Consider the following 21,191-nt stretch of genomic DNA (forward strand, 5'->3'; position numbering starts at 1 on the left):
AAACAGACAAGTATGTTATTAGCAATCGAATTTGATAACCTGCATCAGATTTTACGAAGTCTGTACACGGACATGATGCCGTTATGCGGGAACATGGCGGGGGTAGCCAAAGGAATAGCGGGACTGGGCGCATTGTTCTATGTGGCTGCCAAAGTATGGCAGTCGCTCGCCAGTGCCGAACCGATAGACGTTTACCCTTTGCTCCGTCCTTTTGTGATTGGCTTCTGTATTATGTTCTTTCCCACATTCGTACTGGGTACGATTAACAGCGTGATGTCGCCAGTAGTCAAGGGCTGTAACAATATGCTCGAAACGCAAACTTTCGATATGAACGCTTACCGGGAACAAAAGGACAAGCTGGAATATGAAGCGATGGTACGCAATCCGGAAACGGCTTATCTTGTTTCGGATGAAGCGTTTGACAAGCAGATAGATGAACTGGGGTGGTCTGCCAAAGACATAGCCACGATGGGCGGCATGTATATGGATAGGGCGGCACATAATATCAAGCAATCCGTCCGGGACTGGTTCAGGGAACTTTTGGAACTGCTCTTTCAGGCGGCAGCCCTTGTGATAGACACTATCCGAACCTTTTTCTTGATTGTCCTTGCCATACTGGGTCCGATAGCCTTTGCCATCAGCGTGTATGATGGCTTTCAGGCGATACTGACCCAATGGATAACAAGGTACATTTCCGTTTACCTGTGGTTGCCCGTTTCCGACCTGTTCAGTTCCATTCTTGCCCGAATACAGGTGCTTATGCTGCAAAAGGATATTCAAGAGCTATCAGACCCCAATTTCATACCGGACAGCAGCAATAGCGTGTACATAATTTTTATGATAATCGGCATTGTCGGTTACTTCACCATCCCCACCGTATCGAACTGGATTATTCAGGCGGGCGGAATGGGTAACATGAGCCGGAATATAAACAGTGCGGCTAACAAAGCGGGTAGCGGTGTCGGTGCGGTAGCCGGGGCAGCAACTGGAAACGCTGGCGGCAGGGTCGGCGGTAAACTAATCAAAGGTAACCAATAAATAAAAATCAAGATGGAATTTAAAAGTTTAAAGAACATTGAAACCAGTTTCAAACAGATACGGCTTTTCGGTATTGTGTTTGTCGTGATGTGTACCCTGATAACAGGTTATGCCGTTTGGAACTCCTACACGTTTGTCGAAGCGCAACGGCAGAAGATTTATGTGCTGGACGGTGGCAAATCGTTGATGCTTGCGCTTTCGCAAGACCTCTCGCAAAACCGTCCGGTTGAAGCAAGGGAACACGTGAAACGTTTCCACGAACTCTTTTTCACGCTCTCACCCGATAAGAACGCTATCGAAAGCAATATCAAACGGTCGCTGTTCCTTGCCAATAAGAGCGCATTTAACTATTACCGTGACCTCTCGGAAAAAGGGTATTACAACCGTATCATATCGGGCAATATCAGCCAAACGATACGGATAGACAGCGTTTCATGCAATTTCGATGTGTACCCGTATGCGGTGGCTACCTATGCCCGGCAAATGATTATCCGTGAAAGCAGCGTGACCGAAAGAAGCCTTGTCACCCGTTGCCGGTTATTGAACGCTGTAAGAAGTGATAATAACCCGCACGGTTTTATGATGGAAAGTTTCGAGATAACGGAAAACAAGGACTTGAACACCATAAAGCGGTAAGCCATGATACGGAAAATACTCTCTCCGGTGAATCAGGCTGTTACCCATGTACAGGACTGGGCGGATGAAAAACTTCGCCACTTGTGCGGGCGCATGACACCGGAAATAAGGCTGGCGGTAATCCTGCTTATGCTCCTGTTCTTCGGCGGGTTATCCATCTACTTTACGGTATCATCCATTTACCGGATAGGCAAAGAGGATGGCGAAACCATACGGATAGAACATATCAGGCAGTTACAACTTCAAAGTAAAGACAGTACGAATATTTTTAATCAGTCAGACAATGGAAGAAAAAGAAGTGAAGAATGAAGTTCCCGCACCGGAAACGGACAGGAAGAAAGAAGAAAAAGAGAAAAAGGGACTTACCCCGCAACAGATACAGCAACGAAAGAAGATGCTGGTTTATCCGCTTATGGGACTGGTATTCTTAGGGTCTATGTATCTGATTTTTGCACCGTCCGAAAAGGATGAAGCAAAGGTGGAAAGCGTGGGCGGCTTTAACGCCGATATTCCGCAACCCAAAGGGGACGGGATAATCAGCGATAAAAAGACAGCTTACGAACAGGAACAGATGGAGAACAAACAGGCGGACAAGATGCGTTCCTTGCAGGATTTTGCCTTTTCACTCGGAGAGGAAAACGGGAACGGGGAAGATTTGACCCTGATAGATGATGCTCCGGCGGAAAAGCCGAAAACCAATGTAATAGACTTCGGGGCGGGTACGCCGAACAATACCCGTTCCTCTATCCAGTCTTCGGCGGCGGCTTACCGGGACATGAACCGTCAGTTAGGCAGTTTCTACGAAACGCCGAAAGAGGACAAGGAAAAAGAGGAACTCAAACGGCAGGTGGAAGAACTCACAGCCCGGCTCGATGCGAAAGAAAGCGGAGCGGGTAGCATGGATGAACAAGTGGCTCTTATGGAAAAATCCTACGAACTGGCGGCAAAGTATATGAACGGACAAAACGGGCAAAGTTTACAGCCGGGACAGATTGCACAGGTTACGCCATCTGCACCCATTCAGGAAAAAGGAAGTACCGCTTCTGTAAAGGCGGTATCGGACAGGACGGTTTCAGGATTGCAACAGCCCATGAGCAACAGCGAATTTATCGCCGAATACGGCAAGCCACGCAATTACGGATTTAATACGGCAGTCGGCAGCAGCTATTCGATGGGAAAGAACACTATCCGGGCGTGCGTTCATAACGACCAAACACTTATGGACGGGCAGACTGTCAAACTGCGACTGTTAGAACCGTTGCAAGCGGGCAATGTCATTGTTCCGAAAAACAGCCTTGTATCGGGAAGTGCCAAAGTTCAGGGTGAACGGCTCGAAATACTGGTGTCCTCGCTCGAATATGCGGGTAACATCATTCCGGTGGAACTTGCCGTTTACGACAGTGACGGGCAGAAAGGGCTTTCCGTCCCCTCGTCACTGGAACAGGAAGCGGCAAAAGAAGCGATGGCGAATATCGGTGCGGGACTGGGTACGAGTATTTCCTTTGCGCAAAGTGCCGGGCAGCAGGTCGCAATGGATATTACAAGGGGCTTGATGCAGGGCGGGTCGCAATACCTTGCCAAGAAGTTCAGAACGGTAAAAGTACACCTGAAAGCGAACTATCAGGTGATGCTTTACGCCAAACAACAGTAATTTATTTATCAACCATAAAAATTTCAATCCAAATGAAAAAGTTAATGATTTTATTCGCTCTTGTTTTGGGCGTGGTTTCAGTGAAAGCACAAAGTAACGATTTGTATCAGGGCATCACTAAAAAGCTACCTTACCGCCAAATGGTGACACCTTACGGCGTACAGGTGACATTCGCCAAAACGGTACACATCATTTTCCCGTCTGCCGTTAAGTACGTGGACTTAGGCAGTAACTACATTATTGCCGGAAAAGCGGACGGGGCGGAAAATGTTGTTCGTGTGAAAGCTACGACAGAGGGTTTTCCCGGTGAAACGAACTTTTCCGTTATCTGTGAGGATGGCAGTTTTTACAGTTTCAATGCGAAATACGCACACGAACCGGAAATGCTGAACATCGAAATGAAAGATTTCTTGGAGAATGAGGACACGACAGATTTCAGCCATACCCGGATGAACATCTATTTCCGTGAACTGGGTAACGAAAGCCCGCTTTTGGTAAAGCTGATTATGCAGTCCATCTACAAGAACAATGACCGGGAAATAAAACATTTGGGATGCAAGCGTTTCGGGGTGCAGTTCTTGGTAAAGGGCATTTATTCGCATAACGGACTGTTCTACTTCCACACACAAACAAGGAACAGTTCAAACGTACCGTTTGATACCGATTGTATCCGTTTCAAGATTGTGGATAAGAAAGTAGCCAAAAGAACGGTTATTCAGGAAACGGTCATTGACCCGGTGCGGAGCTATAACGAGATACTGGTTATCGGTGGTAAAAGTACTGTCCGCACCGTGTACACCGTTCCACAGTTCACTATCCCTGACGATAAAATATTGGTTATCGAACTGGTGGAAAAGAACGGGGGCAGACACCAGACTATTCGGGTGGAAAATTCGGATATAGTGGCAGCCAAAGTGATTAATGAACTTAAAATCAAATGAACATGAAAAGGATATTCTGTATGATGTTCCTTTTTGCGCTGTGCCTGACTTTTAACCAGGCACACGCACAAAGATGTCTGCCGGGAATGAAAGGTTTGCAGGTCACAGGCGGCATGGCGGACGGTGTTCACTGGAACAGTAAAGGTGATTTTGCCTATTACTTCGGGGCGGCTCTTTCCACCTATACCAAAAACGGGAACAGGTGGGTTATCGGCGGGGAATACCTCGAAAAGCATTACCCCTATAAGGATTTACAGATACCAGTCAGCCAGTTTACAGGTGAGGGCGGTTACTACCTGAACTTCCTTTCAGACCGAAAGAAAACCTTTTTCCTTTCGCTGGGATTGTCAGCCCTTGCCGGGTACGAAACAAGTAATTGGGGTGACAAGCTGCTGCCCGATGGCTCTACCCTGACCGATAAGGACGGTTTTGTCTATGGCGGTGCGCTGACGCTGGAACTGGAGAGTTATATTACTGACCGGGTGGTGTTCCTGATTAACGCACGGGAAAGATGTCTGTTCGGTTCTTCAGTCGGAAAGTTCCATACACAGTTCGGTATCGGTCTAAAGATAATAATGTGATAAACTAACCTATTATATATAATGTATATGAGAAAGATTTTAAGCCGTATTTTAATGGGCTGCTATATAATGGCCGCCATCTTATTTGTGGGTGCGTGTAATGACGATGTGGATATACAGCAGTTTTACCCGTTCAGTATTGAAACGATGCCTGTACCGAAGAAATTAAAGGTGGGTGAAACCGCCGAAATCAGGTGTCAGCTTCACCGGGACGGGCGGTATGAGGAAACAAAGTATTTCATCCGCTATTTCCAGCCGGACGGGGCGGGAACGCTGAAAATGTCCGATGGGACGGTTCTACTGCCGAATGACCTGTACCCTCTTCCGGGCGAAACATTCCGGCTTTACTATACCTCTGCATCAACCGACCAACAGACGGTAGATGTGTATTTTCAGGATAGCTTCGGGCAGTTACAGCAATTAAGATTTTCATTCAACAATGATAACAGTAAAGAAGAATAAACCTTTTTGAATGAATGTGTTGAGAAACACCCTTCAAAATATTGTCGGGTGTTTTTTTATGATTAACTTTGTGAAAACATCTATAATATGGGAAAAGGAGATAATAAAACTCGAAGAGGAAAAATTCGGAGAGGAACATATGGGGTAAGTAGAAGACACTACACATGCAAAATAAAATCTATGCCAATAAAAGATATAATATCTAATGATACTTCAAATAATTTAAATATATCAAATATAGCCATAGCAAAAAGAGGACATCTATCAAAACAAATATGCTATAATTGCGGTAAGGAATTTGATATAAAACATATAACTAAAGAACATATTCCAGCAAGAAACTTATTTGAAGGATACGATGAAAAATATAAAGTGAATCGTATTACTGTTCCTGCCTGTTCTGAATGTAACGGTAAGTATAGTCCTACGGATGAAGAATTTCGTAATATGATAGGTGTAATTGCAAAACGGGAAGAAAATCAGAAGATAGCAGAAAAAACGGTAAAATCTATTTTAAGAAAGGAAACAGGAAAACAAAGATTATCTATAAATGATTTAGGCAAAGTAAGTGGTGTGTCATTTGGTCAAATACCTATAGAAAATTTTCATAAAAAAAATTTTAAAGGATTATTTTATCATCAATATGGAATTATATTATCTGATGATTATGAATTATATGTAAATATAAACGAAAGCGATTGGTCTGATTTTACTTTAGGCATATTGGGGTATCTAAAAGATTTATTTACATGGAAACACTCTGGACACCCCGATATTTTATCGTATGTGATTCAGCCCTTTAGAACAGGAATATCTAATCCATCAAGAAAGGATTTAACGCCTCTTAAAAATGAAAATATTTTTGTTGGAATTTTAAAATATAACAAAGAACATGCTGCATTAGTAATTGCTTGTAGAAAAGGTTATCTTGAGAATATATTAAAACAAAAAACAGAAAAATGAAACATCTTTTTATTGATACAAGTTTCTTTGAAGAGAATAATTTCTTTAAAGGTAAGTTGGATAGGTTATACCAGTACGCAAAAGACGGTTATGTAAAATTATATACTAACGAAATTATTATAAAGGAAGTTAAAAGCCGGATATCAAAGAAAATGGCTGTCGCTAAAAGTAATTGCTCTAAGCTCTTTAACAATTCTGATTCTTACATTTTAGGAAATACATCTCAATCAGAAGCTATAAGAAAACTAAAAGGCAAGGATTATTTCACAAAAGAAACAAAAAGACTCTGTTTGGATTTTGACAAAGTGCTTACTGAAATACCGTTTATAATCATCCCTTATGAAGATATAGATTTTGCTAAAATAATTGAAGATTACTTCAGTGAAAATCCTCCGTTCAAAGAAGGGGAAAAGAAAAATGAATTTCCTGATGCATTCATTATTTCTTCTATAGAGAGATATTGCAAAAGTAATGACTTGGAAATTGAAGCAATAAGTAATGATAATGATTGGATTAGCTACAAACCTCAAAACTTTAAAATATCGAACAATATAGATTCTATTTTTGAGGAAATAGCAAAGGAAATGAAAAATGATGCTACAACATTTGTCTCTCATTTAATTAGTATACACAAAGATGAGATATTAAAGCAACTTCAAAAATATATTATCCAAAATGTATATTTTGAAAACACTGATTATATTGATTCAGAAATAACAACTTTCGTTCTAAGAAAGTTAGAATTTTTAAATGAAGGAATTACGTATATTGATAATATGTCTGCTGAAGTTATTGTCAGTATATATATTGATATGAATGCAGATGTTACATATCCAGATTATGAGAACGCATATTGGGACAATGAGGATAAAGCATATTATTTTCTTGAAGAAGTAACATCTAATCATGACTTTAATGTATCTGTGGACGTTTTGTTGTCAATTGAATATGATTTAGAAGAAGAATCATTTTTTGAATTAGAAATAAAATCAGTAAATAACGAAAAGCCAATAGAGTTAACAATTGACGAATATAATTAATTAAATAATCTGAAGTTTAAGAAACGATTTCTTTGCTACTTTCTTTCTCGCAAAGGCTCTCGAAAGAAAGTAGTCCAGTTGGATTTCTCCTGCCGGATTTACTTTTTTACTTTTGAACTTTCAGCTATTCATCCTGCTACCTATGACACTCTTCAAGTGTTTTAGCTAATATTGAAAACAGATAGCCATTAAAACAATGATAATCATACTGATAATAAATTTGTCCCCAAAACGCTCCTAAACAGCATTGCAAATACTTTTCTTCTCCCGGTGTTTGGGTAATACTTACCCCGTTTCTGTTTAAAGTTTCCATATCGTTATAATTTATAATGAGTTATCAGATAATCAGAAGTGAAAGCAGCACAATGAAAATAAGCGCCATACAAAGCAGATAAACGGCAGAGATAAACAGCCGGAGAACGAACCGGATAATAAAAAAGCCTATAATTAGGGCTATCCACATTCCGGCGATGCTGGTGGCTACCTGATAGATGATAAAAGCAAGTATAAACCATCGTAAAAAAGTCGTTATCTTATAATATACTTTCATTGTCTTGGTGTGTTGTGGGTGGATTGCTCCACCCGGTTAATAATCAGGCGCAACGGAAAACAAAGCCGTTATCCATCCAGTAATCAGTTATAAACAGGTCACGGGCAAAAGCCGAATAATCAAAGTAGGTCTTTGCGAACTCCGGCAGGTCGTAACATTCCTCTACGATTTCATAGGCGTAATCTTCCTCGTCTTTATATTCTCCCTGATATTCGTTCTCAAAAGAAGAAATAAGGTCGTCCGCATCTTCTTCGCTTATATCGCTGTTGTGGTGGTCGCACCATACGAAAAACGCTTCCTGTTCGGTTTCGCTTAGTTTCTCGATGGCATCCCGAAGCTCAAAGAAGTTTTCAGAAAGCCAACTTCCGGAAATCAGGGCTTCCGGGATATTCTCGTAATCCTGAAACATAAATTCCGGGTCTTGGTCGTCCTTGTGCAGTTCCCGGCACGCTTCCATAAATCCGTCCTTGTCCGAATAATCGGAAAGGTCTAACCACTTGCCGAAAAGTGAACCACTGTTATACTTGTTGTAAGTACCTACATAAACTCTTGCTTCTGATAATGTTACCGCTTCCATGACTTTTGAATCTTAATTGTTTACATCGCTTGTCGCCCACCACATAAATTTTTCCTTTAACTGAATGGGAACATTGTCTTTTCAAAGGTTCGGGAATGGTACAGGGCAAATTATTATTTATGAAATACTACCCGTAGGTGTGGAGATTTCTAAAAAATAATTTGAACAGTAACAGGCACGGATATACCTTTGACAATGTTCCAATCAGTTTTAGGGAGAATTTTTCTCTTGTTTGAGAGGATAGAAGTAAAAGCCATCAGGCTTTTTGTATTGGGTAATGAGAGAGTAAAAAAGGGCTTATAAAAGCCCCTCGTCTGTGAAACTGTAATAGCTTTCTTCTGTCAGGATGATATGGTCTAACAGGTGTAAATCCAAGACCTTGCAGGCTTCTTTTATTTTTGAGGTGATTTGCTTGTCCGGTTCGCTCGGACGTAGATTGCCCGATGGGTGGTTATGTGAGAGGATTATGCCCGAAGCATGGACTTTTAAGGCTGTTTGCAGGATGATTTTCACGTCCATTACAGTTTCAGCCATGCCGCCTTTAGAGATAAGGGAAACGCCTAAAGCCTTATTTGCCCGATTGAGGAACATTACATAACTTTCTTCGTGGTGTTCCATACATTCGGAATAGAAAGGTTTTAAGTAAGAATAAGAAGTTTGAGAAGAAAGTATTTTCATTCTTTCGGATGCTTTTACATTATCTTTATAAGAGATAGTGATTTCCGGCATGGTAAATTCTGTTGTTTTCATAACACTTGAATTTTAAATTAAACAATAAGAAATTTTGCCGGACACCCACAGTTTGGCGGGGACTTCAACCTAATCTTTTCAAAAAATACGACCCGCAGGTGTGGAGATTTTTTAGAAAACCAGAACGGCTCGGATTTGGTATTTGTCCCCGCCGGGCTGTAACTTTGCTAAAATTTGTGATTGAGATACATTACTTTAGGGAACTGAAAAAGGGGTATCACTGGTGACACCCCTTAGACAACCGAATACCTTAAACCGTTATTCGTCATAGGTTCTATATCCTATCGGTTTGCGTGGCTTCGGTTCGGGTTTGCTTAATAACTGGGTCAATGCTTGGTACACCTCGCTGAATTGTGCATCCGTACTCTGTTCCAGTTCTTCGATGCGTTTAAGAAGTTCCTCGTAACCGATTGACATTTGCCGCATGAGGACGAAAGCACGCATGATGGAAATATTCACGTCTATAGCAGTCTGACTGCGTAAGACACTACTAAGCATGGCGACACCTTGCTCCAAAAATGCGAGAGGCGGGGTCGGTGTGTGCCGGATATTTTCAGGGAACTTATCACAGTTTGTGATAAGTTCCTGCCATTCATCCTTTGTTAGCTGGAAAGCAAAGTCACTGGGAAAACGGGATAAGTTTCTTTTAACTGCCTGCTTCAAAGCTCTTGTTTCAACCTGATAAAGTTCTGCCAAATGAAAATCGAGCATGACCCGGCAACCTCTGACCTCAAAGATTTTGTTTTGAATGATTTGTAAGTCCATAATGTTATTATTTAATGGTGAGTAATTGAAAAAAGGAACTTATCACAAATTGTGATAAGTTCTCCTATATACCTATTTCATAGATACTTCTTTGTAGATTTTTTCAATACCGACAAATTTCTTGTCAAGTCCCTGCATATCGTTACTTATCTTGTTATTGGTAATGCGGGCGTATATCTGTGTCGTTTCTATATTGGTGTGTCCCAACATCTTACTAACTGTTTCAATAGGGATACCCTTTGCAAGCGTGGTAGTGGTGGCAAATGTATGTCTTGCTAGGTGAAATGTCAAGTTCTTTTTAATTCCGCATACGTCCGCTATTTCTTTCAAATACGCATTAAGTTTTTGATTGCTGATAATAGGAAGTACCTTTCCGTCTGGCAATTTACCTTTGTACTTTTCCAATATCATTTTAGGAATATCCAGCAAAGGAACATTCACATCTGTATTTGTTTTTTGGCGTTTCGTAATTATCCATAAATTACCGTCAAAGGACTTACGGATATTATCTTCCTTTAAGTTTGCAACATCTACATAAGCCAAACCACTGAAACAGGAAAAGATAAAAACATCACGCACCTGTTCCAACCGTTCAGAAACCATCTTCTTTTTGAGGATTATCTTTATTTCATCTTCTGACAAATAACCTCTATCCACTTTTTCCAAACGTATTTTATAACTGGCGAATGGGTCGCCTATCAAGATGCCGTTATTACGGGCTATCAGGATAATGCGTTTAAAAAACTGCATAAACTTGGCGGTCGTATTAAAGCCGCATTTACAGGTGGTACGCAAATATAACTCGAAGTCAGTAATGAACATCGGGGTTATTTCCTTTATAGAAATATCCGACAGGTTATATTTGCTTTGGATGAACTCAGCAAGATGGCGGCGGGTCACTTCATATTTGCGATAAGTGGCAATCGTTTTGGATATGCCGACCAACTGTTTCACATCGTCATTGTGCTTTTGGAAAAGGTTAAGGATGGTATCGTGGTTTTCGCTATGCCCTAAAAATTCATTCTTCACCTTTTCGGCGGTAACATAATTGTCACGCCGTTGCAGTTCATGATAAATGGTGTTCAGGGATGCGTTTATATCATCCAGCAATCTGTTGATGCGGGTAGCTTCCGCAGAACGTCCGGCGGCTTTACCTGCCTTACCGTCCCAAACTTTGGGTTGAACATCAAGTTTGGAATTAAAACGACTTGCCACACCGTCAATCGTGATACGGACGAAAATAGGGTAACTGCCATTGATTTTTTGCTTGTCCTTTTTCACAAAGAAAAGAACGGAAAATGTACTCTTCATAAACTCACTTTTTGGGGTTACAAAACTACGTTAATTAGCTCAAAGTGAAGTTTATACAGGCTCGCCAAATAGCGACAGAAGTTCGCCAATTTCAGACTAAGTGTACCCCTTTTGCGCTTTCTGTTGTCGGGGGTACGAGTTAGGTTACTAACTTTGTCTTTTAAGGGCTAAATGATGTCCGGTAGGGCAGACATAAGGGGATAAAAAAAGTCCCACAAATCGTTGAATTTGTGGGACTTGGCTGTTCATTGTCCGGTTTTGTCCGGTTAGTTCAGCGGAGAGGGAGGGATTCGAACCCCCGGTACCTTGCAGTACAACGGTTTTCAAGACCGCCGCGATCGACCACTCTGCCACCTCTCCAATACCTTTGTCCTTCAAAGGCGATGCAAAAGTAGTGATTAATTCTGTATTCGCAAATATTCTTTGATGAATTTATTAAGAGTCAGGCTGCATTTTTCGATAAAAAATATCATTAGGTCATTTTTAGCTTTCTTCCGGTCTGTTTTTCCGTTTTCACTTGTCAGATAGCCCACTATTATCCTTATAAAGACAGAAGAACATTTTCGAAATGAATGTTCAAATCTGAGCCGAGTAAAATTTAGATAGGTTCTAAAGATGAGAAATGTCTTATTTATTATTCTTCCATTGTTTAAAAGGATTGTGGATAAGATTTGAATTATAAAAACGGGCGTCATCAGTTACTTCTTGTCCGATCCAATCAGGTTTTATAAAGGGAAAATCTTCTGTGGGAAGTTCAATTTCGGCCACTGTCAATCCGGCGTTTTCACCCATAAATTCATCTATTTCCCAGATTATCTTGTCTGTACCGATATATATATATCGATATTTTTCGATAATTGGTTTTAAACATAAATTGTTCAATATTTCTTCCGCTTCTATGACCGGAATTTCATATTCATATTCTTGTCGAGAACATCCTGTAGTTTTTCCTTTTATAGTTATAAAGCCTTTATCCCCGGCAATACGAATGCGGACAGTACGCTCTTTATCGACTGATAAATAACCTTGTTTATAGCAAATTTTAGAGCTGTATTCACGATATTTGATCCCATGTACAAGGAATTTTCGTTCAATTTCTTTTCCCATTTTTCTATTGGATAAAATCTTTTTGTAAATATAAAATACTTGTAAGGCAAAATGTTCTAAACGTTTGATTTTTGAATTTAAACTTTGTTAAACATTGTGGGCGAAATCTTTAATGCAATATTCAACGTTAATATTTTATCTAAATTTGCGCCTCGGATAGTAATCGAGAGACATGAGTAAAAAAATATATATAATCTCCCTTTTCTGTATCTGTTTTTTGTTTCCATATAAAGCTGTTGCGCAGTCCACTATAATAACCGGAATTGTTACCGATTCGGTTACAAATGAGCCGTTACCTTATGTTTCGGTTTTTTTGAAAGGTCCTCAGGTCGGAGTAACTACGGATGATGAAGGGCGTTTTTCTATAAAAACTTCTTCTGCGTTTTCTAAAATTATTTTTACCTCTTTAGGTTATCAGGGAAAAGAAATATCGGTAAAACGTGGAGGAACTCATAATTTGGAAGTCCGACTGCTACCCTCGACTTATGATGTGAAAGAAGTGATAGTGCGACCTAAAAGAGATCGTTATAAAAGAAAAGGAAATCCCGCTGTCGATTTTGTTAAAAATATTATAGAACGGCGTGATCAAAATTCTCCGGAAAATCACGATTATTATAATTATGAACAGTATGATAAACTGACGTTGGCCTTGAATGACTTTTCTGAGGAGCAAAAGAAGAAGTGGTTGTTTAAGAAATTCCAGTTTATTTTTGATTATGTAGATACTTCCGAAGTTTCAGGAAAACCGATACTGACAGTTTCGATCAAAGAAAAAATAGCAGAAAACCACTATCGAAAGAGTCCTACCAGTCATAAACAACAAGTGACAGGGATAAAAAGAGCGGGTATAGACGAGATGTTCAACCAGGAAAGTCTACAACAGTTCTATGATGAGGTGTTCAAAGAGGTAGATATTTTCGGCAATGATGTAACTATGTTGTTGACACGCTTTGTTAGCCCTTTGTCAAATATCGGTCCGGCTTTCTATCGTTATTATCTGATGGATACTATACAAGTTGAGGGAGAAAGATGTGTCGATTTGGCTTTTGCTCCTTTTAATTCCGAATCTACGGGATTTGTCGGGCACTTGTATGTTACTTTAGATTCAACCTATTTTGTTAAAAAGGCAAAGCTTACAGTTCCTAAAGCCATTAATTTAAATTATGTGGAGAACCTTGTCATTTCTCAGGATTTTAAGCGATTGCCGGATGGTACTCGCATCAAGACGAAAGACGATGCTGTTGTAGAATTTAGAATATTGCCCGGTACGCAAGGGCTGTATGCCCGGCGTTTGTCCACTTACACAAAACATGATTTTTCACCTCCTGCCGATATGTCTATCTTTAGTAAGGAGGGACACGTGATTGTGGATGAAATGGCAGAGGTAAAGCCCGAAGCTTTTTGGATTGATAATCGGCATGTGGCAGTAAAGTCGAAAGAAAATGCAGTCGATAAGTTGCTGGTTCGTTTACGGGAAGTGCCGGTATTTTATTGGACGGAAAAGGTTATATCTATTCTGATTTCGGGATATATCGAAACTTCGAAAGAAAGCAAATTCGACTTCGGACCGATGAATACGACGATCAGCGGTAATTCTGTGGAAGGTGCACGTTTGAGAGTAGGGGGACTGACTACGGCGAATTTGAATCCGCATTGGTTTGGTAACGGTTACCTCGCATACGGAACTCGAGATAAGAAATTCAAATATAAGGCCGAGTTGCAGTATTCTTTCAATAAGAAGAAATATCATCCGGGAGAATTTCCTGTACATTCTATCCGGTTGATGCATAGCTATGACATTAATCAGCTTGGGCAACATTATTTATATACCAACAAAGACAATGTATTTCTTGCATTAAAACGTATGGAAGATGTTCGCTCTACCTATTTGCGGAATACCGAGTTAGGATATTTGCGTGAACATAAGTTCGGATTTTCATACGGTTTGGATTTGCGCTATAAGACAGAAGAGGCAACGAAATGGGTACCGTTCAAACCGTTAGCAGGAAATGAATTTAAAAGATATTCCGAAGCTGAAGCTGAAATAAAATTGCGTTATGCTCCGAATGAAAAATTTTATCAGACGAAAGGTCAACGTTATCCGATTACAAAAGATGCACCGGTATTTACATTATCTCATGTCGTGGGATTGAAAGGTGTCTTTGACAGCAAGTATAATTATAATCGCACCGATTTCAGTGTAAGAAAAGCATTTTGGTTTTCAGCTTTCGGTCATTTGAATGTTATGCTTCAGGCCGGAAAAGTTTGGAATAAAGTTCCTTATCCCATGTTGATCATACCGAATGCCAATCTTTCCTATTTAATCCAACAAGGCTCTTATTCGTTGATGAATCCGATGGAATTCATAAATGATTCGTATGCGTCATGGGATTTGACCTATTTTGCTAACGGTATATTATTCAATCGTATTCCGTTGGTTAAGTATATGAAACTTAGGGAAGTGATTTCTTTTAAAGGCATGTTCGGACATTTATCCGATAAAAACAATCCGGCATTACATCCCGATTCCGATTTTTTATGGGCTTTTCCGTCGACAACCCGTATGATGGATAAGAAGACACCTTATATGGAGTTCGGAGCTGGTCTCGACAACATATTTACGATATTGCGGGTCGAATATGTCTGGCGTTTGACTTATCGTAATCATCCCGGAATAGATCGTTCGGGAGTGCGCATTGCCATGCATTTCTCGTTTTAAAAAATACGTATGCCCATTATACACAATGGAGCATACGCATTTTTTAGTCCGACTTCTACTTGATCACGTATTAATTCTGACTCTCTGTGGCATATTGGTAGTCATAATGTTCTAACAAATTCCCTTCGTGATCTTTTATATCGGTTAACCGTCCGAACGGATCGTATATATAGGATGTTTTTATTCTTCTCGGATCGGTTTTCGAAATTATTCCGATACCAGGTTTATAAGTATAGGTCGTTATCAACGCTTCCGGCAAATCGTCTCTGAGGTTGTCTATTAATTGCCATTGACTGACAGACGGGATATCTCGGGATCCGATTTGTTCTAATGTCTGAGATGAAATAAAGCGGTTAAATCTTTCGTATGTTACATTTTTTATTTCCGCAATCGGATATTGATAGTTATATCCCCATATATAAATAGCTTCCGGTTTACCGTCTTTTTCTATATATGTCGGATTTCCTAAAGGAGTATAGTGAGAATATATGATTCTCGGTTCCATGTTATTCGCATTTTTCCCGATATAAGTTTTACTTAAGTTTATACCATCATATTCATGTTGTATTATTTGTGTAACATTGTCATTTACGTATTTGGTTGTACGTATTACCGGATATATATGATGTTCTATCAGTTGACTATAATCACCTTGTATATCGTCCGGATATTCATAAGTAGTTTTGTGTATATCGCCGTTGCTGTTTATCATACTTGTTTCGATGACTCTGTTTTTATCATCATATTTATAATTTGTTTCGATATCCATTAAATCATTATTTGAGCTACCTCCTTTAGATTTGATTTCTTTTATTACATAAGGACAGAATGTATATATTTTTTGAGTACTTAGCCTCCAGAAATTCAGACCACGAGGACTTGGTAAAACTTTCTGTACTATGGATTTTATATAATTGTCGTATCGGGTTGTGTCGTTATTGTATTGGTATTCTATCTTTGAGTCGATATTTCCTGTACTTGTATAGTGCGTGACACTTTTTAATAGACCTCTTTCTAACTCATCAGAGGTATAAGGTTCATCCAATGTTAGTCCTAATATATTCTCAATTCTAGCTATGGCTGGTTCGTCCATGAAATTTTCATGGTTAGTATAAGTATATATCGATTTACTTCCGTTAGAGAAATGTTCGATTACTCTGGAATAGGTTACCGGAGCTCCGCTTGAGTTGTTTAGAGGATTTAATAAATTTTCTGAAATTTGTAGAATTTCCAACCTGTCTCTTTCATGTGTTTTTTGATTAAACCATCCTTTTCCTATCTCTTTGAATTCATATATATTTTTAGTGAGTCCTCTTGCCCAAAAAGTTGGTTCAATTGATAAAATTCCACTTGAAGTTCCATCTTCCAATTCATAAGAGAAAGTTCGTATTATATCATTTCCATCAGAATCCGTATTAGGAGTATCTGTTATTTTTTTTATACGGAGTCCTCCACAAATTCCGATTTGAGCTCGCAAACCGCATGCTTGAAAATCGTATATTGTATCTCTATCTTCAATAATATAATTAAAGATAGGAAATTTTTTCATTACTTGAGAATAAACATGTGGTTCATATTCGAAAGTTGTATATCCTCCTGTAGGATAATAAATTCGCGTTAGTATTTCAGCATCCATAACTTCCGGATTAGGTTGCCTTATCCGTTCTATGGCGGTAGAATCATCTATATTTGCCATATATCCATTTCCATAGTATGTATTGTTGAAATATCCCCATTTGTCCGATTTTTTTGCATTGTATGGGGGTAATTTCGTTTGATTATATTGGAATTGGTAACGATATTTTGTTTCTTTTGTTTGAGGGAAAGAGGTTTCTAATGACTCCAATTTTAACCTTTCAGATTCATTCTCGATATAGTTGAACTTCACATTCATTTTGTTCTTTACTATTATATTGTCTAATTTTAGAAAAGCACTTTTTTCGATTAGTCCTATATCGTCTAAGATTGTATTTCCATATTTCGATGCAAATATTTTGAGATTATCTCTATCTTTATTACTATATTGATATGTGAGTTCATTTGATGTAGAAGTTGAGAAATCTATGGTATCATGGTTGGATGTTATGATTTTCTTTAAATAAGAAGGATGTATAACCATAAAATTGTCATCATATTCCGGATCTGGATAATGGGCGTTCGGATCGTTAATAACTTTATATCTATATCCGCATTTCTGGTTGATTAGCGCATCGGTGCTTCGGTCATAGAAGAAGTGAATATATTCTCCATGCGGACTTTCGATGGAGGTTAGGTTCCATGTAGTTGGAGTTGTGGTGTACCCGCTTCCTGCAAGAGCTGATGTATAAGCGATAGATGCTTGTGTAGGGTCGTTATAACTCCCGTAACCTGTTGCTCCGAAAATATATTTTATGCCGTTGGATGTTGTAATGGTAAACTGAATAAAAGGTTTGGTTACATCGACTGTTGGACCCTCTACGAGAGAATCATTATTGAAAGTTGTAAATGATTGAATATCACTTTGATATAATTTATATTCTATTTTTAAGTCGATCGGTTGTTTGCTTTGCACTTTAGTAACAGTTGCTCCTGTTTGGGGATCATTGGTGAAAAAGAAACTTCCTCCTATACCGGAAAAGTTAAATATAAACTCGTCCGGTTCTGTATCATAGTGAAAATGTGCGGCATCATTTAAAATAGTAACTAATGAACTTTCTGCAGTCCAATTGTCTATGTTTAATAAACTGTTTTTATAGAAGAAGCCATATTGGCTACTTTGATAAAGATCTTTATAATAAAGAATAATATCTCGTTGTAATGCTTCATCTTTTTTCCCTTTTACAATTCTGGTTATACTGCCTCCGGCTTGTAAATTCCAGCCCAAACCTACCCAGCCGGGGTGTTCATCGGTTTTATTCCCTCCGGAATGATATTGTAAAACGATCGGGACTTCGATATCTTGTAACTTGATTGTATATATAGGTATAGATATGTTGACCAATCCGTTATAGTAACTTACAGGTATTTGCCCGTATTTTCCTAATGAGGCTGCATTGGGTGTCGGGAAATCTATTGTTTTAGCCCCCATCATTTCAGGAAATAGAGGTTCTGTCTGAGCATGGATATTAATACTTATTAGAAATCCGATAAATAGTATTGTAATGTGTTTCATGTCGTTTTTATTTAGGGTTGTCAATGTTGTAATTGTAGTTTTGGGGTTTTATTATATCCAATGATTTTATATGAAAGCAGAGTAGTATTCGTTTATGAATCATTTTGTGAAAGACCTACCTTATCACCTCCTTTTCCCGTTAATTTTTAGCATTATGGTGTCATATCTTGATACCGGACTTTTAAATAGCAGTTCAAGATTTGCACAATTTTCCGAATAGATTTTATTTAAGAGTCTTGTATATTTAAAGATTTCGTCTCGTTCGGAATTATTTCTTTTCAAACAGTCGACTAAAGAATCGAGGTTTTCAAAGAGTGCGTTGCGCATATTCAATAGAGAAATCTTTTTCTTTTCGATAATACCGAGATTGGTAATTCCGAAAGAGGAATAAATAAAATAGGACAAGTTACTTTTCGGGGAGAACCGTTTGATTTTAGGTTGGGATGTATCGAAAAATTGTTCGGGTTCTCTTGAGATTTCCCATGTATTTATAGGGCTTGTATGGATAAATTCAAATCTTTCTGTTATATCGTTCCTTTTAGCGATCCAAGCTAAATAAAAGAGGTATTCTAAAATTTGTTTGTCCGGAATGTTGTTCCTTTTGAAATATTTCAAAAATATTTCCACGTTTTTTTCTAAGGGATCATGCATATTAACTATGAGAAAAGATTTTTTTTCGATGATGACGAAGTTTATATATTCTATGCTGGAATCAAAATAGATTGGACAGATGCCGATATCGGATTGTTTCAAACATTTTTTTGCTACATAATCAAAGAAGATATTTCTATGATTTTCATAGTTTGTGCTATCGATTAGTTCATGCTTCATTTGGAAAGCAAATACTGCATTGTAGATGCTGTCCAATGGGATATCTGCCGCTTTTGTGGATAAAGCGAGACATGTAAAGAGGATAAGAATAAATGCTTTCATATTTTGAATGTTTAGTTTGTTTTATAGTCAACTATTAAATTCGAACATGAATCTTTATATTCGTTTATTCCTTTTTTTATATATATTGTATATCCATAAGACTGAAAGTGCTATCGTAAGAATGTATATTTGTAAAAAGGCATAGCATATAATAACTGAAAAAGCACTTTGAAAAGAATAAGTTGATATATATTTTTCATACGTTAAAGGAAAATTATTCTGTACTACATAGTCTATATATTTGAAATTTTTATGTAAAGAAAATACTATCCAAAATCCGGAAATCCAACTATATATGAGTATTTTATTTACCGGACGTTTAAACCAATAATAATACAAGCATATAACCGGAATTCCCGGAGTTAAATAAATATGAATTAGTTCGCTTAGATTCTCATCAAGACCTCCTTGAGAAAGAGCTAGAGGAAATATAACCCAAACTGATCCGGGTATTATAGCGATATGTACGATTATCAAGCCCACTAAAATACATGTGATTATCTTTACTGTTGTTTTCATTTTTTATGAATGTCTTTTTTTCTATCTTTCATACTATTATTTTGAGTTGATTTAATCAATCAAATGCGATATAAAAATTAGAAATTATTAATCCGGCCGAAATTCAGTTCTTCCTCGTTTTCATAACTCTTCCGTCAGCGGATTGTTTTCAAAGGTGATTTCTATGGAGTCCCGATTAAATGTGGTATCCTTAAGTTCTGCCGCATGTTGCAGTTCATCTTTGGGAAACCAAGAATAGTATCCTGTATATTTACGTATCAGATATACCAGTCTGTTGTTTTTATTTTGTATGACACGGTTTTTATAAATAGTATTTAAGGCAAGGTCATTAACCGTAATAGAGTCTCGTATTCCGTTTTTTTTATAGACCAGAATTGCCATGCGTGCATCTAAATAATCCAATGAATCCGGTAAACCTTTTTGCGGATGTAGTCTTGTCAGTTCAGATTCTATTTCTTTTAATTGATCGCAATCCCTAATCATTGTATCTTTTACGAAGCTTCTGGTGTACTGACATTTGGCGTTCGGTATATTCATTACTGTTTGCCAAGAACATTTTGCCGCCTGTTTGCTGTAAATAAAAAATCTATATTTAAAATATACAACCTTGATAGAATCCAGATTACTTTCACAATATGCTTTTTCCATATCGTGTTTTTGAGAACTGTTACATCCGGTAAGCAGGAGCTGTAATCCTAATAGAAGATAAAAAAAGTTCTTCATAATGTTTTAGTTTTTATTTTATTCCGCTTTAGGTATTTTTAAGTTATATGTGTTAATTTCCTCTCTATACATATCTATTACCCCTAAGTTACTCATTTTATATACAGAGAATAATTCTCCTAATCTGTAATTTGTTCCGGCAGGTTTTTCATAGATATAAAGGGTGTCATTTCGTAATATTTTGTTATAATACATATAATCTATGGGTTGAATTTTTTTTGAATTATAATAGGGATATTTTTCCGAATAGTGGGATATGAAATTTTTTATACTATCCAGCCGGTTTGATTCGGAAATCCTAAAAGTGTCGGGAACGGAAATATAAACTTCATTATTACGTGTATGTCTGGTTAAAGATCTTGATTCAAGTATGAAGTTTTCGATTTCGTATTCGTATTCCCAAATTGTGTCGTTTTGTATATATCTTTCGGTATATATTGGAATAGTGTCACATAGGGTAAAATAGTATAGAATCGGGTCGGTTTGGTATTTTTTTAGGTTATACCAATATTCCCCTTTGTTTATATATACAATGGATTGATTTTGGGTTGTATCGGCGAAGCACAAAAGTACCCGTATGGTGTCTTTATTTCTTTTCACCATAGCATAGGGTAGCGATTTTTTTTCGGTTATTCTGAAAGGGACCTCTTTCATGGCATACTCGTCGAAGGTTTTATATACTTTGTAAGTATCTTGCTTGTATCCTGAGCATGCAGATAAAACTAAGACTGTCAGTGCGATAATGGTGTTTCGGGTTTTCATTGCTTTGTAGGG

At 38.2% G+C, this 21,191-nt stretch carries 21 protein-coding genes and 1 tRNA gene; 10 read left to right on the forward strand and 12 right to left on the reverse strand.

What is annotated here, in order from left to right:
• Nucleotides 1-12: 12 nt before the first annotated feature.
• From traJ to Q0093_RS06795, 9 genes are all read left to right on the forward strand, one after another.
• Nucleotides 13-1,038, forward strand: a complete 1,026-nt coding sequence (gene traJ / locus Q0093_RS06755; RefSeq protein ID WP_297929186.1) for a conjugative transposon protein TraJ — start codon at nucleotides 13-15, stop codon at nucleotides 1,036-1,038.
• 12 nt (nucleotides 1,039-1,050) lie between these two features.
• On the forward strand, nucleotides 1,051-1,674 hold the full coding sequence (traK, locus tag Q0093_RS06760) for a conjugative transposon protein TraK (RefSeq protein ID WP_297929188.1): 624 nt from the start codon (nucleotides 1,051-1,053) through the stop codon (nucleotides 1,672-1,674).
• Between the two features lie 3 nt (nucleotides 1,675-1,677).
• Entirely contained in the window at nucleotides 1,678-1,983 is a 306-nt protein-coding gene (locus Q0093_RS06765; protein WP_022470971.1) for a TraL conjugative transposon family protein, read from the forward strand.
• Entirely contained in the window at nucleotides 1,958-3,325 is a 1,368-nt protein-coding gene (traM, locus tag Q0093_RS06770; RefSeq protein ID WP_297929192.1) for a conjugative transposon protein TraM, read from the forward strand. Before Q0093_RS06765 ends, traM begins: the two co-directional genes overlap by 26 nt.
• A 32-nt stretch (nucleotides 3,326-3,357) precedes the next feature.
• Complete coding sequence (gene traN, locus Q0093_RS06775; RefSeq protein ID WP_297929194.1) at nucleotides 3,358-4,266, forward strand: conjugative transposon protein TraN; 909 nt, start codon at nucleotides 3,358-3,360, stop codon at nucleotides 4,264-4,266.
• A 2-nt stretch (nucleotides 4,267-4,268) separates the two neighbouring features.
• Nucleotides 4,269-4,847, forward strand: coding sequence for a conjugal transfer protein TraO (locus tag Q0093_RS06780; RefSeq protein WP_297929196.1), 579 nt, complete (start codon nucleotides 4,269-4,271; stop codon nucleotides 4,845-4,847).
• A 21-nt stretch (nucleotides 4,848-4,868) separates the two neighbouring features.
• A complete protein-coding gene (locus Q0093_RS06785) occupies nucleotides 4,869-5,309 on the forward strand; it encodes a DUF3872 domain-containing protein (protein ID WP_297929198.1) in 441 nt (146 codons plus the stop codon).
• 87 nt (nucleotides 5,310-5,396) lie between these two features.
• The gene (locus Q0093_RS06790) at nucleotides 5,397-6,272 is read left to right on the forward strand and encodes a 30S ribosomal protein THX (RefSeq protein ID WP_297929200.1); all 876 of its coding nucleotides are present in this window, start codon (nucleotides 5,397-5,399) and stop codon (nucleotides 6,270-6,272) included.
• Complete coding sequence (locus Q0093_RS06795; protein WP_297929202.1) at nucleotides 6,269-7,312, forward strand: PIN domain-containing protein; 1,044 nt, start codon at nucleotides 6,269-6,271, stop codon at nucleotides 7,310-7,312. The genes Q0093_RS06790 and Q0093_RS06795 overlap by 4 nt, the downstream gene beginning before the upstream one ends.
• A 136-nt stretch (nucleotides 7,313-7,448) precedes the next feature.
• On the opposite strand, the gene Q0093_RS06800 is transcribed toward Q0093_RS06795, so the two are convergent.
• The 8 genes from Q0093_RS06800 to Q0093_RS06835 form a co-directional block, all read right to left on the reverse strand.
• The gene (locus Q0093_RS06800) at nucleotides 7,449-7,625 is read right to left on the reverse strand and encodes a DUF3873 family protein (protein WP_297929204.1); all 177 of its coding nucleotides are present in this window, start codon (nucleotides 7,623-7,625) and stop codon (nucleotides 7,449-7,451) included.
• Nucleotides 7,626-7,649: 24 nt separating this feature from the next.
• Nucleotides 7,650-7,862: a hypothetical protein gene (locus tag Q0093_RS06805; RefSeq protein WP_297929206.1), complete on the reverse strand. Its 213-nt coding sequence runs from the start codon at nucleotides 7,860-7,862 to the stop codon at nucleotides 7,650-7,652.
• Between the two features lie 43 nt (nucleotides 7,863-7,905).
• Nucleotides 7,906-8,439 carry an antirestriction protein ArdA gene (locus tag Q0093_RS06810; protein ID WP_297929208.1) on the reverse strand — a complete coding sequence of 178 codons (534 nt, stop codon included), beginning with the start codon at nucleotides 8,437-8,439 and terminating at the stop codon, nucleotides 7,906-7,908.
• A gap of 297 nt (nucleotides 8,440-8,736) precedes the next feature.
• On the reverse strand, nucleotides 8,737-9,189 hold the full coding sequence (locus Q0093_RS06815) for a RadC family protein (RefSeq protein ID WP_117981696.1): 453 nt from the start codon (nucleotides 9,187-9,189) through the stop codon (nucleotides 8,737-8,739).
• Nucleotides 9,190-9,447: 258 nt separating this feature from the next.
• Nucleotides 9,448-9,954: an ORF6N domain-containing protein gene (locus tag Q0093_RS06820; RefSeq protein ID WP_007653424.1), complete on the reverse strand. Its 507-nt coding sequence runs from the start codon at nucleotides 9,952-9,954 to the stop codon at nucleotides 9,448-9,450.
• 72 nt (nucleotides 9,955-10,026) lie between these two features.
• Nucleotides 10,027-11,265 carry a site-specific integrase gene (locus Q0093_RS06825; protein WP_297929212.1) on the reverse strand — a complete coding sequence of 413 codons (1,239 nt, stop codon included), beginning with the start codon at nucleotides 11,263-11,265 and terminating at the stop codon, nucleotides 10,027-10,029.
• A gap of 275 nt (nucleotides 11,266-11,540) precedes the next feature.
• Nucleotides 11,541-11,625: transfer RNA gene (locus tag Q0093_RS06830), tRNA-Ser, on the reverse strand.
• Nucleotides 11,626-11,892: 267 nt separating this feature from the next.
• Nucleotides 11,893-12,372 (reverse strand): CYTH domain-containing protein, encoded by a 480-nt coding sequence (locus Q0093_RS06835; protein WP_294179481.1) that lies wholly within the window; start codon nucleotides 12,370-12,372, stop codon nucleotides 11,893-11,895.
• Nucleotides 12,373-12,544: 172 nt separating this feature from the next.
• Here Q0093_RS06835 and Q0093_RS06840 point away from each other — a divergent pair, with 172 nt between their 5' ends.
• On the forward strand, nucleotides 12,545-15,091 hold the full coding sequence (locus Q0093_RS06840; RefSeq protein WP_294179479.1) for a DUF5686 and carboxypeptidase-like regulatory domain-containing protein: 2,547 nt from the start codon (nucleotides 12,545-12,547) through the stop codon (nucleotides 15,089-15,091).
• A 70-nt stretch (nucleotides 15,092-15,161) separates the two neighbouring features.
• Here Q0093_RS06840 and Q0093_RS06845 read toward each other — a convergent pair whose 3' ends face one another.
• The 4 genes from Q0093_RS06845 to Q0093_RS06860 form a co-directional block, all read right to left on the reverse strand.
• A complete protein-coding gene (locus Q0093_RS06845) occupies nucleotides 15,162-18,242 on the reverse strand; it encodes a hypothetical protein (RefSeq protein WP_297929215.1) in 3,081 nt (1,026 codons plus the stop codon).
• A 987-nt stretch (nucleotides 18,243-19,229) separates the two neighbouring features.
• Nucleotides 19,230-19,694 carry a hypothetical protein gene (locus tag Q0093_RS06850; protein ID WP_297929217.1) on the reverse strand — a complete coding sequence of 155 codons (465 nt, stop codon included), beginning with the start codon at nucleotides 19,692-19,694 and terminating at the stop codon, nucleotides 19,230-19,232.
• A 120-nt stretch (nucleotides 19,695-19,814) separates the two neighbouring features.
• Nucleotides 19,815-20,417: a hypothetical protein gene (locus Q0093_RS06855; protein ID WP_297929219.1), complete on the reverse strand. Its 603-nt coding sequence runs from the start codon at nucleotides 20,415-20,417 to the stop codon at nucleotides 19,815-19,817.
• 18 nt (nucleotides 20,418-20,435) lie between these two features.
• The gene (locus tag Q0093_RS06860) at nucleotides 20,436-21,179 is read right to left on the reverse strand and encodes a hypothetical protein (protein ID WP_297929221.1); all 744 of its coding nucleotides are present in this window, start codon (nucleotides 21,177-21,179) and stop codon (nucleotides 20,436-20,438) included.
• Nucleotides 21,180-21,191 lie beyond the last annotated feature (12 nt).

It is taken from the genome of uncultured Coprobacter sp. (assembly GCF_947855755.1).
Classification (GTDB): Bacteria; Bacteroidota; Bacteroidia; order Bacteroidales; family Coprobacteraceae; genus Coprobacter.